The organism is Streptomyces rimosus, from assembly GCF_008704655.1.
In the GTDB taxonomy this organism is placed as follows: Bacteria; Actinomycetota; Actinomycetes; order Streptomycetales; family Streptomycetaceae; genus Streptomyces; species Streptomyces rimosus.
Window position 1 is genome coordinate 6802578 of the sequence record NZ_CP023688.1, and the last position, 15270, is coordinate 6817847.

General features: G+C 70.7%; 13 protein-coding genes. 9 read left to right on the top strand and 4 right to left on the bottom strand.

What is annotated here, in order from left to right:
• Positions 1-15: 15 nt before the first annotated feature.
• On the bottom strand, positions 16-945 hold the full coding sequence (locus tag CP984_RS29760; protein ID WP_003983423.1) for a trypsin-like serine peptidase: 930 nt from the start codon (positions 943-945) through the stop codon (positions 16-18).
• 305 nt (positions 946-1250) lie between these two features.
• Here CP984_RS29760 and CP984_RS29765 point away from each other — a divergent pair, with 305 nt between their 5' ends.
• On the top strand, positions 1251-2168 hold the full coding sequence (locus CP984_RS29765) for a Gfo/Idh/MocA family protein (protein ID WP_003983424.1): 918 nt from the start codon (positions 1251-1253) through the stop codon (positions 2166-2168).
• Between the two features lie 14 nt (positions 2169-2182).
• Here the strand turns inward: CP984_RS29765 and CP984_RS29770 are convergent, their stop codons facing one another.
• Positions 2183-2656, bottom strand: coding sequence for a hypothetical protein (locus tag CP984_RS29770; protein ID WP_003983425.1), 474 nt, complete (start codon positions 2654-2656; stop codon positions 2183-2185).
• A 302-nt stretch (positions 2657-2958) separates the two neighbouring features.
• Here CP984_RS29770 and CP984_RS29775 point away from each other — a divergent pair, with 302 nt between their 5' ends.
• The 6 genes from CP984_RS29775 to CP984_RS29800 all read left to right on the top strand — a co-directional run bounded on the left by CP984_RS29775 (position 2959) and on the right by CP984_RS29800 (position 9519).
• Positions 2959-3861 carry an NAD(P)-dependent oxidoreductase gene (locus tag CP984_RS29775; RefSeq protein ID WP_003983426.1) on the top strand — a complete coding sequence of 301 codons (903 nt, stop codon included), beginning with the start codon at positions 2959-2961 and terminating at the stop codon, positions 3859-3861.
• Between the two features lie 184 nt (positions 3862-4045).
• Complete coding sequence (locus CP984_RS29780; RefSeq protein WP_003983427.1) at positions 4046-5590, top strand: AMP-binding protein; 1545 nt, start codon at positions 4046-4048, stop codon at positions 5588-5590.
• A gap of 277 nt (positions 5591-5867) precedes the next feature.
• Positions 5868-6596 (top strand): response regulator transcription factor, encoded by a 729-nt coding sequence (locus tag CP984_RS29785; protein ID WP_003983428.1) that lies wholly within the window; start codon positions 5868-5870, stop codon positions 6594-6596.
• Positions 6597-6769: 173 nt separating this feature from the next.
• Complete coding sequence (locus CP984_RS29790; RefSeq protein WP_409350682.1) at positions 6770-8398, top strand: sensor histidine kinase; 1629 nt, start codon at positions 6770-6772, stop codon at positions 8396-8398.
• Complete coding sequence (locus CP984_RS29795) at positions 8395-9057, top strand: lipoprotein (protein ID WP_003983429.1); 663 nt, start codon at positions 8395-8397, stop codon at positions 9055-9057. The genes CP984_RS29790 and CP984_RS29795 overlap by 4 nt, the downstream gene beginning before the upstream one ends.
• A 231-nt stretch (positions 9058-9288) precedes the next feature.
• Positions 9289-9519 (top strand): hypothetical protein, encoded by a 231-nt coding sequence (locus CP984_RS29800; RefSeq protein WP_043977793.1) that lies wholly within the window; start codon positions 9289-9291, stop codon positions 9517-9519.
• Between the two features lie 205 nt (positions 9520-9724).
• Here CP984_RS29800 and CP984_RS29805 read toward each other — a convergent pair whose 3' ends face one another.
• Positions 9725-12043: a terpene synthase family protein gene (locus CP984_RS29805; RefSeq protein ID WP_078575479.1), complete on the bottom strand. Its 2319-nt coding sequence runs from the start codon at positions 12041-12043 to the stop codon at positions 9725-9727.
• A 154-nt stretch (positions 12044-12197) separates the two neighbouring features.
• On the opposite strand from CP984_RS29805, the gene CP984_RS29810 reads away from it, so the two are divergent.
• Complete coding sequence (locus CP984_RS29810) at positions 12198-12524, top strand: Scr1 family TA system antitoxin-like transcriptional regulator (RefSeq protein ID WP_003983432.1); 327 nt, start codon at positions 12198-12200, stop codon at positions 12522-12524.
• A gap of 111 nt (positions 12525-12635) precedes the next feature.
• On the opposite strand, the gene glnA is transcribed toward CP984_RS29810, so the two are convergent.
• A complete protein-coding gene (gene glnA / locus CP984_RS29815) occupies positions 12636-14045 on the bottom strand; it encodes a type I glutamate--ammonia ligase (RefSeq protein WP_003983433.1) in 1410 nt (469 codons plus the stop codon).
• Positions 14046-14444: 399 nt separating this feature from the next.
• On the opposite strand from glnA, the gene CP984_RS29820 reads away from it, so the two are divergent.
• Complete coding sequence (locus CP984_RS29820; RefSeq protein WP_078575478.1) at positions 14445-14912, top strand: RDD family protein; 468 nt, start codon at positions 14445-14447, stop codon at positions 14910-14912.
• The last annotated feature ends 358 nt before the right edge of the window (positions 14913-15270 follow it).

The window sequence follows — 15270 nt, forward strand, 5'->3', positions numbered from 1 at the left end:
ATGCCTGCCGTACGGTCACGCCTTCCACGCCACGTAGTTGTTGTACACCGGCGTGGTGATCCGGGTGCCGGAGTTGGTGACCGCGCCGCCGTACGCGTGGATCGCGATGCCGTACCGGCCGCCGTTGTAGAAGTGGTAGACGGAGCTGCCGCTCTGGCCGCCCGCCGTGTCGATGTCGTAGTACACCTTGCGCGGGCCTACGGAGGCGACGCCGCGCGCGTCGTACCACTGGGTGCCGGCCGGCTTGTCGCCCGGGTAGCCGGAGATGTTGCCGACCGTCTTGAGCAGGTCGGCGTCGGACCACACGCCGAAGCCGAACCAGCCGGTCGTGTTGCCCAGGTTGTTGGGCAGGATGATCGCGCCGTAGTCGTAGTTCTCGTCGCCGTTGTTGGCCCAGCCGTTGACCGTACGGAAGCTGGTGCTGGTCACGACGCCGTACGGGAGGGTGTTGCCGTTGCGGCCCGGCATCACGTTGATGCTCTTGACCCAGCCGTCGCGCCCGGCGACGCCGCTGTTCTTGATGTAGACGACGTGCCCGGCGGTGGCCAGGGTGTGCGGGCCGATGAACCAGCCGGTGCCGATCCAGCGGGAGTTGTCCGCCGCGGTGATCAGCAGCGAGCAGTGCACCCGCCACGGGTAGACGGACGTGTCGGTGATCTGCACCCGGTCGTCCGGGCCGTGCACGGTCTCGGCGGCGACCGGCGGCGGGCCGAAGGACGCCTCGCCGATGTCCGGCAGCGCGGCGGTCGGCGGCTGCCACAGCTGCTCCGGCGTGCCTTCGGGACGGGTGTAGCCGCGCACGTTCTCCAGGCCGTCCGCGGTCGCCCTGGCCGCGTCGCCCTGCGGCCCCTCGGACGGTGGCTGGACGGTCAACTCCTCGGCACTGAAGACGACTTGCTGTTCTTCCGGTTCGTTCGAGACGGCGGTGTGGAACTCGATCGGCATTGCTTGTCACCGAGCCTCTCGGTTCTCGCGGTGCACTGTGGGAGTCCTCCTGGAAGGAGTCCTCTTCTTGTACTGCGGGCCGCCGGGGGTGGACAACGCAAGATGCGCCGAATTCTTGTGGATGGCCCTTGCCTACGTCATCTGTCCCGAAAGGCCCCGACAACGGCACGAGAAGGACCCGGAAACCGGGACGGCTTTCCCGCGGAGAACTTCCGCACCGAGAACGGGCACCGCCGGACCTTGCGGACCCGCGCGGTTCGCGCCACGGCGCGCGCGGCGCCCGCGCGCGCGGGCACACTGGCGGCATGACGACGACCTTGCGCATCGGCCTCCTCGGCACCGGCCCCTGGGCCCGGCGCGTGCACGCCCCCGCCCTCGCCGCCCACCCCGGCGTCACCTTCACGGGCGTGTGGGGACGCCGCCCGGAAGCCGCCGCCGCGCTGGCCGCGAGCCACGGCACCCGCCCGTACGCGACCCCGGAGGACCTGTTCGCCGACACCGACGCCCTCGCCATCGCGCTCCCGCCGTCCGTGCAGGCGGACCTCGCCGTACGGGCCGCCGGGGCCGGCCGCCACCTCCTCCTGGACAAGCCGGTCGCCACCACCGTCGCGGAGGCGCGGGCGGTGGCCGAGGCGGCCGAGCGGGCGGGCGTCGCCTCGATCGTGTTCTTCACCGCGCGCTTCGGCACCGCCGAGGGGGAGTGGGTCGACCGGGCCGCCGCGGCCGGCGGCTGGTTCACCGCGCACGCCGACTGGCTCGGCTCGGTCTTCGCGGCGGACAGCGACAGCCCGTACGCGGCCTCGCCCTGGCGCCGCGAGAAGGGCGCCCTCTGGGACGTCGGCCCCCACGCACTGTCCCTGCTGCTGCCCGTCCTCGGGGACGCCGAGCACGTCACGGCCACCCGCGGCCCCGGCGACACGGTGCTGCTCACCCTGCGGCACGCGGGCGGCGCGGCCAGCTCGGCGACGGTCAGCCTGACCGCGCCGCGGGCGGCGTCCGGCGTGTCCGTCACGCTGTACGGGACTTCGGGCGCCACCTCGCTGCCGCGCCGCCAGGAGGGCCCGGAAGTCGCCTACGAGCGCGCCGTGGACGCCCTGCTCGCCTCCGTACGCAGCGGCGAAGGGCACGCGTGCGACGCGCGGTTCGGGCTGCGGGTGACGGAGGTGCTGGCGGCGGCGGAGGCGTCGTTCGAGGGGGCGGGGGAACGCAAACCGCTTGCGTGATCAGGGCGTACCGCTCACTTGATCAGGGCGTTGGCCACCGCGATCACCAGGCCCAGCGCGGCGTCGGCCGCCCCGATGAGCACGGCCCCGCGTCTGCGGTACCCCATCCGCAGCGCGGCGGCCATGCCCCAGGCGAACAGCAGCGTCGCGTTGAGCGTCAGCCCGGCCGCCGTGGTGGGGCCCTCGGGCCAGTTCCAGTTCCCGGCGGCCAGCAGCAGTACGACCGTGGGCAGCGAGGCGACGACGAGCGGCCACTCGTCGATCAGCCGGTGCCCGAGCGCGTACCAGCGGTGCCCGGCGCTGTGCCCGCGATGGGTGGCCATGTGGTGCGCATAGCCGTGCGCGAGCGCCGCCGTCACGGCGGTGACCAGCACCCACAGCGCGTCGTAGACGGGCGTGAACGGTGCGCCCTCGCTCTGTAGGGCGGCCAGCAGGGCGCTGGAGAGCACGGTTCCGTAGACGCCTCCGAACAGCATGCTGGAAGCCATGGGCAGCTCCTTTCCCCGGTGATACGGAAATGGGGCGGTGCGGGAATGTGGTCGGTGCGGCATGTAGCCGGTGCGGGAAAAGGGAATGAGCCGTCCACGTTAAATCGGCGGGGCCGGTCGCCGCGTCACCATAACGGCGGATAAGGAATGGCCAAAGGTATGACCCGGGCCTCCGTACGCACCTCCGGGTAAGTAACCAACTTTCAAGTGGGTAATTGCGGACCGGCAGGCGGGACGCGAGGATTTTCCCCGGCGCGCCGCTCCTGTTCCTGCCCGTCCTCACCACCTTTCCGGAGTTTTCCGTGACATCCACCGCACCCGGTGCAGAGCCCACCCCGGTCACCGTCCTCGGCCTGGGCGCCATGGGCCGCGCCCTGGCCGCCGCCTTCCTGGAGGGCGGCCACCCGACCACCGTCTGGAACCGCACCCCGGGCCGCGCCGACGCCCTCGTGGCGGCCGGCGCCACCCTCGCCGCCGACGCCGCCGAGGCGGCAGCCGCCTCCCCGGTCACCGTCGTCTGCCTCATGGACCACCGGTCCGTACGCGACGTGCTCACCCCGCTCGCGGACCGGCTCGCCGGCCGTACGGTGATCAACCTGACCACCGTCTCCCCGCAGGACGCCCGCGCCACCGCGGCCTGGGCGGACGAGCACGGCATCGGGCACCTCAGCGGCGCCATCATGGCCGTCCCCGCGCTGATCGGCGGCCCGCAGTCGATGCTCCTCTACAGCGGCCCGGACGCCCTCTTCGCCGCCCACCGCGGCCTGCTCGAACGGCTCGGCCGGTCCACCCACCTCGGCACCGACCCCGGCACGGCGCCGCTGTACGACGTCGGTCTGCTGGCGGCCATGTACGCCATGTTCGGGGGCTTCCTGCACGGCGCGGCACTGGTCGGCACGGCGGGCGTACCGGCCAAGGAGTTCACGGCGCTCGCCGTGCCGTGGCTCAACGCCATGACCCTCGGCCTGCCCGCCATGGCCGACTTCCTGGATTCGGGGGATTACCGCACCGACGTCCAGAGCCTCGATTTCAACGCGGCGGCCGTGGAACACCTCGTACACACCAGCCGGGAAGCGGGCATCGGCGCGGATGTCCTGCTTCCGCTGCTGGAACTGATACGCCGCCAGGTGTCCGAGGGACACGGCGCGGAGAGTTTCACGCGGCTGGTGGAAGGCATCAAGCACCCGGGGAATGCGGCGGTTTAGCAGAATCCGGCGTGGAGCCGGGGGCGCCGGCCGCGCCCCCGGCGGGCTTCCCGCCTCATGGCTCAACTGCTATGCCTACATGCCGATTTTGGTCTTGGAAGGCATCGACGATGCCGCCTAACGTCGTGATCACGGCCTTCGCACACCGCGACGCGCGCTCACGTACGACAAGGAGGCGCAGCTCATGACCGCGTTCACGAGTTACGTCGAGATCATTCTCCAGAAGCTGACCGGCAGCCCCGAACGCCCGGTACTGACCACGGCCGAGGGGCGGGACATCACCGCCGCCGAGCTCCACGACAGCGTGCACCGGATGGCGGCCGAGCTGGCCGACCGCGGCATCGGGCGCGGCCGTACGGTCGCGATACTGGCCGGGAACCGGCCGGAGGCCCTGTCCGCCCGGTACGCGGTCAACCTGCTGGGTGCCCGGATCGTCCTCCTCTACGAGGGGCAGGCACCGGAAACCCAGGCGCGCCTCGTGGAGAGCGCGGAGACCGCGCTGCTGCTCGTCGGGCCGGAATCGGCCAAGGCCGCCGCGGAACTCCTCTCCCATCTGGAGGGGCCCGCGCCGGACGTCCTGATGCTGGGCCCCGGCGGCACCGGGCTGGAGGCCGAGGACCTGACCGCCCTGGCCGCCGCCCGCCCTTCGGGCCGTACGGTCGAGAGCGCCGCCCGCGCCGACGAGGACTGGTGCATCCGCTACACGGGCGGCACGACCGGCGTCCCCAAGGGCATCCGGACGGCGCACGGCCCGTACGCGACGCTGCTGTCCTACCCCGTCGAAGCGGCCGGCGACCCGCCCCGCCAGCTCGCCTGCACCTCGCTCACCCACCTCGCCGGACACGTGGCGGACATGACGCTGGCCGCGGGCGGCAGCGTCGTCCTCCAGGAGCGCTTCGAGCCCGGTGCGGTCCTCGCGGCGATCGCCCGCGAGCGCATCACCCACATATGGCTGCTGCCGCCCCTGCTCTACGCACTCCTGGACCACCCCGACCTCGCCACCACCGACCTCAGCAGCCTCACCCGCATCAGCTACGGCGGCTGCCCGGCCTCCCCGTCCCGGTTGCGGCAGGCCCTGGACGTCCTCGGACCGGTCCTCTACGGCTGGTACGGGCAGTCCGAGGCCCTGCTGCTCACCGAGGTGAGCCCGGCGGAGCACGCCATCACCGGGCGGGGCGGGCAGATCACCGTCGGCCGCCCCGTACCCGGCGTGGACATCGAGATCCGCGACGAGCACGACCGCCCCCTCCCGCCGGACGCCAGCGGCGAGGTGTACGTCCGCTCCGGCGGCCTGATGACCGGCTACTGGAAGCAGCCCGAGCTGACCGCCCAGGTGATCCGCGACGGCTGGCTGCGCACCGGCGACGTCGGCTACCGGGACGAGGACGGCTATCTCTACCTGATGGACCGGGTCAAGGAAATGATCATCGTGGTGGGCGGCCACGTCTATCCGGCCGAACTGGAGGACCTGCTGCACACCCACCCGGACATCGCGCAGTGCGCGGTCTTCGGCGTACGCGGCGCGGACGAGGTCGAGGAGGTGCATTGCGCCGTCGTCCCCGCACCCGGGCGCACGGTCGACCCCGCGCGGATCACCGACTTCGTCGTGGCACACAGGGGCGCGATGTACACGCCCCGCGCCGTGCACCAGGTGGACAGCATCCCGCTCACCTCGGTCGGCAAGCCGGACAAGAAGCGGCTCAAGGAGGAGGTGGAGGGGAGGGGGTAGGGGGAGCGGGGGCGCGGTAGCCGCGGGGTGCTGGGGCGGGTGGGGCAGGCGGGGCGTACGGGCTCTTCGGGCGGGGGCGGTTCGCTCTCGGGGCGGCCGGGGCGGCCGGGGCGGTTGGTCTGGGCGGGCCGGGATGGCGGGCGGGCCGCGGCCGTCATCAATTCCTCACACAATGCGAGACACGGCGTCATGAACGCCGCGCACCATGGTCGGGCCCCTTCCTCGCCGTACGCTTTCGACCAGCGTCCGCCCGGCCCGCTTCGGAGACCCCCGCCCCATGACCCGTGTGCTGCTGATCGAGGACGACCCCGCCGTACGCAAGGGCGTCCACCTCGCGCTCCGCCGCCGCGGTCACGAGGTCGAGGCGGCCGCCAGCGGCGAGACCGGCCTCCTCGCGCTGGACCGCTTCCGGCCCGAGCTGGTGCTGCTGGACCTGATGCTGCCCGGCATGAGCGGCCTGGAGGTGTGCCGCCGCATCCGCGAGACGCAGCAGATCCCGATCATCATCCTGTCCGCGCGCGGCGACGACATCGACATGGTCGTGGGACTGGAGGCCGGCGCGGACGACTACGTGGTCAAGCCCGCCAGCGGCGAAGTGCTCCAGGCGCGCATGCGGGCGGTGCTGCGGCGTGTGGTGGGGGAGGGAGGTGGGGATGCGGGGGCTTCCGGTGGTTCCCCTGCCGTGTCCGCCCCGTCCGCGTCCTCCTCCGTGACGTACGGTGCGCTGACCATCGACCGCGCCGGTCTGCTCGTCACCAAGAACGGCCGGGACGTCGTGCTCGCCCCCTCCGAGCTGAAACTGCTCCTGTTCCTGTCCGACTCGCCCGGCCAGGTCTTCAGCCGCCAGCAGCTCCTCGAACAGGTCTGGGAGCACAGCTTCTACGGGGACGTACGGCTGGTGGACGCGTGCGTGATGCGGCTGCGCGCCAAGATCGAGGACGATTCGCGCACGCCCGCGTACGTACAGACGGTACGGGGCTTCGGCTACCGGTTCGGACCCTTGTGAGCACCCGTACGTCCCCGGAAGGGACCGCGCCGACGCGGGGCCGTGAGTGGCTGGCCGCCGCCTGCACCAGGCTGCGCGGGCTGCGTACCCGCCTCATCGTCGGCTTCCTCGTCGTCTCCGCGCTCAGCGCGCTGATCACCGCCGCGCTCACCTTCCGGCAGGCCCGTACGGCGATACTGGCCCGCACTCAGAACACCGCCGTGCACGACCTGCGCGACCAGATGCAGTCCCTCGGCCCCGACCTGCCCTTCCCGCCCCGGCGCGAGGACCTGCAGAACCTCGTCGTCCAGCTCGACCGGGCGGGCGGCTCCCGCAACTGGCGCACGTACGCGCAGTACGAGGACGGGCCGGTCGTGCCGGGGCCGTGGGGCGCGGGCGCCGATTCCTCGGCGGGCGGGACGGGTGGTGCGGCCAAGGGCGGGGCTGCGGTCACCGACGGTCTGCGCAAGGCCGTACGCGAGCAGCACGCGCCGATCTTCCAGCGGGTGGACCGGGACGGGCAGCCGTGGCTGGCGATCGGCATGCCGGTGGACTTCACGGACGCGGATGGCCGTGGGGACGGGGCGGGCCGTACGGGCTCCAAGGCAACCCCCTCGGCCGCCCCCCAGCAAGGCAAGCCCTCCGGCCTGATCGTCTACGCCGAGTTCCCCCTGACCGACGAGAAGGCCGACATCTCCGCCCTGGTCACCTCCGCCCAGGCGGGCGCACTGCCCGCGCTCGCGCTGGCCGTCGTCCCCGCGCTGTTCGCCGCCCGCCGCGTGCTGCGGCCGGTCCGCCGCCTGCGGGAGGCGGCCGAACGCATCACCTCCGGCGAACTGGACACCCGGCTCCCGGTGACCGGCCGCGACGAACTCGCTGATCTGACCGTCACGTTCAACGAAATGGCCCGCGCCCTGGAGAAGGACGACGCCGAACTGCGCCGTATGGAGGCCAACGCCCGGCGCTTCGCTGCCGATGTCTCGCACGAGCTGCGCACCCCGCTGGCGGCCATGTCCGCCGTGACCGAAGTCCTCGACGAGGACGCCGCCCGGCTGGACCCCGACACCGCCGACGCCGTACGCCTCATCAGCGACGAGACGACGAAGCTCGCCCGCATGGTGGAGGACCTGATAGAGGTCTCGCGCTTTGACGCGGGCGCCGCCGACCTGCACCTCGACGAGATCGACGTCGCCATGGCGCTCCGCAAGACGCTCCAGCTGCGCGGCTGGCAGGACCAGGTCGAGACCGACCTCCCCGAGGGACTGCGGGCCCGCTTCGACCCGCGCCGCATCGACGTGGTCGTGGCCAACCTGGTCGGCAACGCGCTGCGGCACGGCGGTACGCCGGTCCGGCTGACCGCGTACGCAACGTCGGGACGGCTCCGTATCGACGTGGCCGACCAGGGCCCCGGTATCGACCCACAAGCGCTCCCGCACGTCTTCGACCGCTTCTACAAGGCCGACGCCGCCCGCGCCCGCTCCGGCGGCAGCGGCCTGGGCCTGGCCATCGCGATGGAGAACGTACGGCTCCACGGGGGCACCCTGCGCGCGGCCAACGCGCCAGGTGGGGGAGCGGTGTTCACGGTGGAGGTGCCGGTGGATCCGTGGGGTGGGGTGGGGGTGGAGACGAACGGGTCGGGGGCGGACGGGTCCGGGGCGGGGGGCGTCGCTTCCGTGCCCGGTGCCGGGGGCGCTGGGGCCAGGGACGCCGAGGCCGAGGGTGTCGAGGCCAAGGGTGCCGAGACCGAGGGTGTCGAGGCCAAGGGTGCCGAGACTGAAGGCGCCGAGACCAAGGGTGCCGAGATCGAGGACGGCCGTCCATGAGGAGCCCGATCCGACCGACGCGGACCGCCCCGTCCACGAGGACCAAGAGCACCACTCTGCGCACAGCCCTCTCGCTCACCCTCTTCCCCTCCCTCCTCCTGACCCTCCTCCTCACCGGCTGCGGCATCAGCCCCACCGGCTACGTACAGGCCGGCGCCCCCGCGCAAGGCATCCGGCAGCCGGGCACCGCCACGTACACCGCCCGCATCTTCTTCCTCTCACCCCTCGGCATCCACGCGGCCGCCCGCCCGGCCGACGGCCCGGTCGGGCCGCAGGAAGCCCTGGACCTGCTGGTCAAGGGACCCACCGAGGCGGAGCGGGCCCGCGGGCTGGTCAGTGTGGTGCCCCAGATGCCGGGCCGGCTGACCGCCGTACCCGCGAACGGCGCGGTGAGCGTCTACCTCCCCATGGCCGTGGCCCGTATGGAGGCGGCGGCCGTCCACCAGATCGCGTGCACCGCCGCCAACGCCGCCATTCCGGGCGGGCGTCCGGCCACTGAGGTCGATGTGCGCATGTACGAGCCGGGGAGCGGCGGAAAGCCGTGGACGGTGCGCTGTTCCAGCAACGGCATCGCCCTCCCGGTTACCGGCCCGGAGGGCTCCCGTACCCCCGCTCCCACCCCCGCCCCGGACGGCTCCAGCACCCCGCGAACGCGCTGACGTCAGCCGGCGCCCCACGGCTCCGTAGGCTGCCCAAGCGCTCCCTGACCAGGGGGCTTTGTCAGTGGTCGGCACTAAAATTGGAGGCAGAAAGGAAGCAGTCCAGGACTGCTTCGCTGTCGACCCGGGAGGTTGCCGATGGCCGTAGCCGCACCGTCCAAGAACACCGCCGCCACGAAGAAGACCACGTACGGCAAGACCGCCGCGCGCCGGGTGGTCCGCCGCACACCGATGGTCAAGAAGCCGCTGCCCGCCGGTCTCCCGCGCGAGTGGTACGAAGCCCACAACCGCCGTCTGAAGGCCATGCGCCTGGCGATAGCCCTGCTCGACGGTGGTGTCTACACCCCGGAGCGGGCCCGTAACCGCACCATCCGCACCACCGCGGCCCGTATCGGAGTGCACCCGCCCTCCAACACGACCTGCCGCATGGTCCGCTCCCTGATCATTGAGAACGCCCGCTGAACCGGCAGGCGCCGCGCCGCCGACTGCGCGCGAACACGAGCGACGACTCCAACCGACCCTGATCACACCACCTGACCTACCGGGCCTCCGCCGCCTCTGAGCGCGGCCGGCCGGCCCCGGCGGCCCCTCCCGGCCCAGACCCGGGAGGGGCCACACGTCATGCCCGAAGACCGTCGAGCTTCCGCCTCCGGCCCCGACGCTCCCCCTACTGCCGCACCGGAGTTGCCTGTCGCAAGGCCACCTGCGCCGCCGAGGTCCCCAGCCCAGTAGGCCGCCCACTCCACTCACCAGCCCCGGCCGCCACGGCCTCAGCCGCACCGGCGACCGCCCCGCTCCGCACCCCCGAACCCATACCGCCCTTATCTCCCTTATGCCGCCGCAAGTCCTCCTCGCGATACCGCCGGCACCCTCGATGCCAGGTCAGTATTCCGGACATCCAGTTCTCCAGTTCCTTCACGTACCCGTCCAGCAGTGCCCGCGCTTCCTCCGACAGATCGAAGTCGTCGTAAAGCACCGGCAGTTCGTTCGCCGCCACATGCTGGAACTCCCGCATACGTGACGTCATGAGGTCGTGCACGATCGCGAGCGCCGTCGGATAGTCGCAGTCGAAGAAGTTCTGCACCACCAGAACCCCGTTGTGCACCTCACCCTCGTACTCGATCTCCTTCTGGTACGAGAACACGTCGTTCATCAGCGTCGCGTAGTCGGCCGCGGCGTTCTCCAGCGAACGCATGGTCCCACTGCGATAAATCTCCTCCGGCACCCGCCGCCCATGCCCGACACGGCTCAGGCTCATCGTCATGTCGGAGCCGAACGTCGCCCGCCGCATCTCGATGTAATCCACCGGATCGGGAATGTGATGCAGCGCCTGGTTCTCCAACTCCCAGATCCACCCGGCCGTCATCGCCTCGACGCTGTCCCGGAACGTCTTCCGCGCCTCCGCGTCCATCGATTCCGTCGTACGGACCCACAGATCGGCCAGCCCGCGTTCCATCGCGTTCGCCGGCTCCGGCGCGGCCGCGCCGTCCTCCACCGGCATCAGCGCCGAAAGCCGCGCATTGCACGCCTTCGCCCCGGCCAGATTCCGTACCGCCCCGAACACCGCGGGGTAGTAATCGTCCCCGTACGTCCCCCAGGTCAGCCACTGCGACGACAGGTCCAGTTCCTCCGGCGTCGCGTCGGGATGCAGCCCGGCTGCGCACAACGGGAAGTCGTAATCCTTCAGCTTCCCCTCGTCCCAGATCCCCGAAAGCGGCACTCCGGCCTGCGGCCGCAGCAGCCCCATCCGCCGCGCCCATTCCACCGTGTTCACCCGCGCCCCATCCAGATGCGGACTCAACATCGTCGCGAACGGCATGAAGAAATCCGGCAGCTGTGAAGGCCCCACCTTCTGATACGGCACATGCGTGAAGTTCCGCACCCGCTTGGCCCCGGTAACCGCCACGGCCTTCCGCACATCCGCCCCGGAAGTCCCCAACCCGCCGAACACAAACGGCGACCAGCTCGCACCCGCACCCGCGTCCGCCGCCTCCCCACCCCCGTTCATGTACCGGCTCGACCGCATGTGCCACTCATGCCCGCCCGCCTGCCAGTCCTGCAACCCCTTGGCGTAAGCCAGCACGTCCGCACACTCCCGCGGACTCAGCCCCTTCTCCGCGAACAGCACCGGCAGTTCCGTCATCACCGTGTTCTCGAACTGCTGCACCCGCGAAGTGATCAGATCATTGACGGCTTCCGCCGCCTCCTGCGTCGAACACCCCAGAAAATTCTCCAGCACCAGCACCCCGTTGCTGAGTTCCCCCTCCTCCTCGGTCTCCCGCTGGTACGAGAACACGTCGTTCCGCAGATGCACCGCGTCCGCGAACGTATCCCTCAGCACCCGCAACGGCCGCGCCCCGGCCACCGCCGCCGGCACCTCGGCCTGCGCGGCGAACTCCACCAGCCCCGCCGACCAAGGCGCACCACCCACCTTCCGCCGCATCTCGATGTACTCGACGGGATTGGGCAACCGCCCGGCATTGATGTTGGACAACTCCCACAACGACTCATTCAGCAAATGCTCGGTACTCTCCCGGAACCGGGCCCGCCACCCTTCCGACATGGAAGGCACCGTCCGAGCCCACAGATCCGCCAGCCCCGCCTCCACCGGATTGGCCGGCTCCGGCACCGGCGTACCCAGATCCATCGGCATGAACAACGGCAGCCGATCCAGATACGCCTTCCCGCCCACCCGGTCCTGCGTCCGCTTGAACGCCTCCAAGAAATGATCGTCGAAAAAGAACACCCACACATACCAGTCCGTCACCAGCGACAGCACATCCGCCGAACAGTCCGGATGGGTGTACGCACACAACAACGCGTAATCATGCGCATCCAAATCCCCCTCCCCCCAAACCCCCGACCCCTCCAACATCCCCATCCCCCGAGCCCACTCCTTGGAATGCCGCCGAGCCTCCTCCAGCCCCGCGTTCATCCGAGCCGGGTACGGCAGATAAAACCCCGGCAACTCAAACGGCTCCGCCACCACGCCCCACCCTCTCGTCGTCCGTCTCCCTACCTACTGGGGGCGCTCCCCCGGACCCGGCGCCCCCAGCGGCCGAGCACTACCCAGCCCCTCGGTGCGTTATCCCCCCTCTTGACACTTCGCGTGAATGTGTGATTCGAGGTGCAAGGCATACGTGCCCACGATGGTCCGGGGGACTCTCCAGACCGAGGCATACGCCACCGTGATCCTGAGGCAGGTCGTTGACTTCCTCGGTGTACCCGATGACGTGCCGGCCGGAGTCGCCAAGCGCATGCGACGGCAGGAGGTGCTGTACGACGGCGACCACCACTACGACGTCATCCTGGGCGAACAGGCGCCCTACACGAACGTCGGCGGACCCGAGCTCATGCAAGCACAGACCGACCGTCTCCTCCGCGACATCGATCTCCCCTCCCTCACCTTGGGAACCCTTCCCACAGCCGGAGCAGAGCGAACTCGACCTCTCGGGACGGGCAGCTGACCGCCAGTAGAAGAGCTGCCGCCGCTCACAGAGCCGGGAAAGCAGGCGAGGGCCGCTACCCCGGCATGGGGTAGCGGCCCTCGCTGCTACTTCTGGCTTCGACTCCGCCTTTTAGATGTCGAAGTAAAGCTCGAACTCGTGCGGGTGCGGGCGGAGCTGGATCGGGGCGATTTCGGCGGTGCGCTTGTAGTCGATCCAGGTTTCGATGAGGTCGGAGGTGAAGACGCCGCCCTGCTGGAGGTACTCGTTGTCGGCCTCGAGGGCGTCGAGGACGGCGGGGAGGGAGGTGGGGACCTGGGCCACGTTGGCGTGCTCTTCGGGGGCGAGCTCGTAGAGGTCCTTGTCGATCGGCTCGGCGGGCTCGATCTTGTTCTTGACGCCGTCCAGGCCCGCGAGGAGGAGCGCGGAGAAGGCCAGGTACGGGTTGGAGGACGGGTCCGGGGCGCGGAACTCGACGCGCTTGGCCTTCGGGTTCGAGCCGGTGATCGGGATGCGCATCGCGGCGGAACGGTTGCGCTGCGAGTAGACCAGGTTGACCGGGGCCTCGAAGCCGGGGACCAGGCGGTGGTAGGAGTTCACCGTCGGGTTGGTGAAGGCGAGCAGCGACGGGGCGTGCTTGAGGATGCCGCCGATGTAGTAGCGGGCGGTGTCCGAGAGGCCCGCGTAACCCTGCTCGTCGTAGAAGAGGGGCTCGCCGCCGGACCACAGGGACTGGTGGACGTGCATGCCGGAGCCGTTGTCGCCGAAGATCGGCTTGGGCATGAAGGTCGCGGTCTTGCCGTTGCGCCAGGCGACGTTCTTGACGATGTACTTGAACAGCATCAGGTCGTCGGCGGCGGCCAGCAGCGTGTTGAACTTGTAGTTGATCTCGGCCTGGCCGGCGGTGCCGACCTCGTGGTGCTGGCGCTCGACCTTCAGGCCGGCGCGGTCAAGCTCCAGGGAGATCTCGGCGCGCAGGTCGGCGAAGTGGTCGACCGGGGGAGCCGGGAAGTAGCCGCCCTTGTAGCGGACCTTGTAACCGCGGTTGTTCAGCTCGGAGCCGGTGTTCCAGGCACCCGCCTCGGAGTCGATCTCGTAGACCGAGCGGTTGGCGGAGGTCTCGAAGCGGACCGAGTCGAAGACGTAGAACTCGGCCTCGGGGCCGAAGAACGCGGTGTCGGCGATGCCGGTGGAGGCGAGGTACGCCTCGGCCTTCTTCGCCACGTTGCGCGGGTCACGGCTGTACTGCTCGCCGGTGATCGGGTCGTGGATGAAGAAGTTGATGTTGAGGGTCTTGTCGCGGCGGAACGGGTCCACGCGGGCGGTGGAGAGGTCGGCGCGCAGGGCCATGTCGGACTCGTGGATGGCCTGGAACCCACGGATCGAGGAGCCGTCGAAGGCCAGCTCCTCGGTCGGGTCGAACGCCTCCGCGGGCACCGTGAAGTGCTGCATGACACCGGGCAGGTCGCAGAAGCGGACGTCGACCATCTTGACGTCCTCGTCCGCGATGAACTTCTTGGCCTCGTCGGCGTTCTGGAACATCCAACTCCTCCTAGCCCGGTCACCGACGATCGGCGCACGCGGGATTGCTACTCGGAGCGCAGCCGTGTGCGGTGGCGCGCTTGCCCGACCATAGGCAGGCGGGATTTCTCAAGCATGACCCATTTGTTTCGCCGAGGTTAACCGCCGCGCGGCCTGTTTTTGGAGCGGAATTGATCATTCCGAGGACGGTTGGCGGGTGGGCGGTGGCTGGTCTGCGGGCGATCAGTGGGTGGCCCGGCACGGGCCGGGGGCGGTGGTGGAGGGGTGGGGTGAGGGCCGGCTCCGTCCGGGGGCGTCCGGCGGGCGGAGTCGTCGTGGGGCGGTGTGGGGCGGGTTACGGCGGCCGTCGCGGGTGCCCCGCGGAGGGGGGAACGTATGCGGTCGCAGTACCGTGGACGGGTGGACAACAGGCAAGCAATCGGATCGTGGATCTCCGGGCCCCGCGCGGCAGCCGAGGACATGGGCGTCGAGTTCGGCTACCGCGGGCAGCGGCTCGGGCTGCCCGAGGAAGGGCCGGGTTCGCTCGCGCGCCCGGGCCGGCGCTTCGCCGCCCTCTTCATCGACTGGGCGCTGTGCATGCTCGTCGCGTACGGGCTGCTCAGCGACGGCCGCGCGAACGCGACGAGCAACTGGGCGCTGGCCGTCTTCGCGGTGCTCAGCGTGCTCACGGTCGGCACGGTGGGCTTCACGCCCGGCAAGCGGATCCTGGGCCTGCGGGTCGTCGCCGAGGACGGCGGACGGCTGTCGCTGCCGCGCGTCGTCCTGCGTACGGTCGCGCTGGTCGTGATCATCCCGGCGGTGATCTGGGACCGTGACGGCCGCGGCCTCCACGACCGCATGGCCCGCGCGGTGCAGGTGCGGATCTGAGCCGATGCCGGTGTGACGGCGGCGGTGGCGGGGGCGGAGGCAGCGGCGCACGGTATACGGCCCAGTCTTGTCCTTACGTGGCCGAATCGCCGCTACGGTCCCGAACTCGTCGGTACGGATGCGATTCGGCGCTACGGCCCCGTCACGTCGGTACGACGGTGATTCGACGACTCGGCCCCGTCTCGTCGATACGAGTGCGGTTCGGCGACACACCTCCGTCCCGACGCTACGAGCCCGTCACGACGATGCGGCCCCGTCCCGACGGAACGCCCCCGTCCCGGCGGCGCTACGCCCCCGCCCGTCGACCCGCCCCCAATGCGCCGACACACCCCCGTACCCACGCAACACCCCCACCTCC

Excerpts from the sequence above, each read along its gene's own strand:
- CP984_RS29760 (WP_003983423.1), bottom strand. The coding sequence starts at position 945 with ATGCCGATCGAGTTCCACACCGCCGTCTCGAACGAACCGGAAGAACAG.
- CP984_RS29765 (WP_003983424.1), top strand. The coding sequence starts at position 1,251 with ATGACGACGACCTTGCGCATCGGCCTCCTCGGCACCGGCCCCTGGGCC.
- CP984_RS29770 (WP_003983425.1), bottom strand. The coding sequence starts at position 2,656 with ATGGCTTCCAGCATGCTGTTCGGAGGCGTCTACGGAACCGTGCTCTCC.
- CP984_RS29780 (WP_003983427.1), top strand. The coding sequence starts at position 4,046 with ATGACCGCGTTCACGAGTTACGTCGAGATCATTCTCCAGAAGCTGACC.
- CP984_RS29785 (WP_003983428.1), top strand. The coding sequence starts at position 5,868 with ATGACCCGTGTGCTGCTGATCGAGGACGACCCCGCCGTACGCAAGGGC.
- CP984_RS29795 (WP_003983429.1), top strand. The coding sequence starts at position 8,395 with ATGAGGAGCCCGATCCGACCGACGCGGACCGCCCCGTCCACGAGGACC.
- CP984_RS29800 (WP_043977793.1), top strand. The coding sequence starts at position 9,289 with ATGGTCAAGAAGCCGCTGCCCGCCGGTCTCCCGCGCGAGTGGTACGAA.
- glnA (WP_003983433.1), bottom strand. The coding sequence starts at position 14,045 with ATGTTCCAGAACGCCGACGAGGCCAAGAAGTTCATCGCGGACGAGGAC.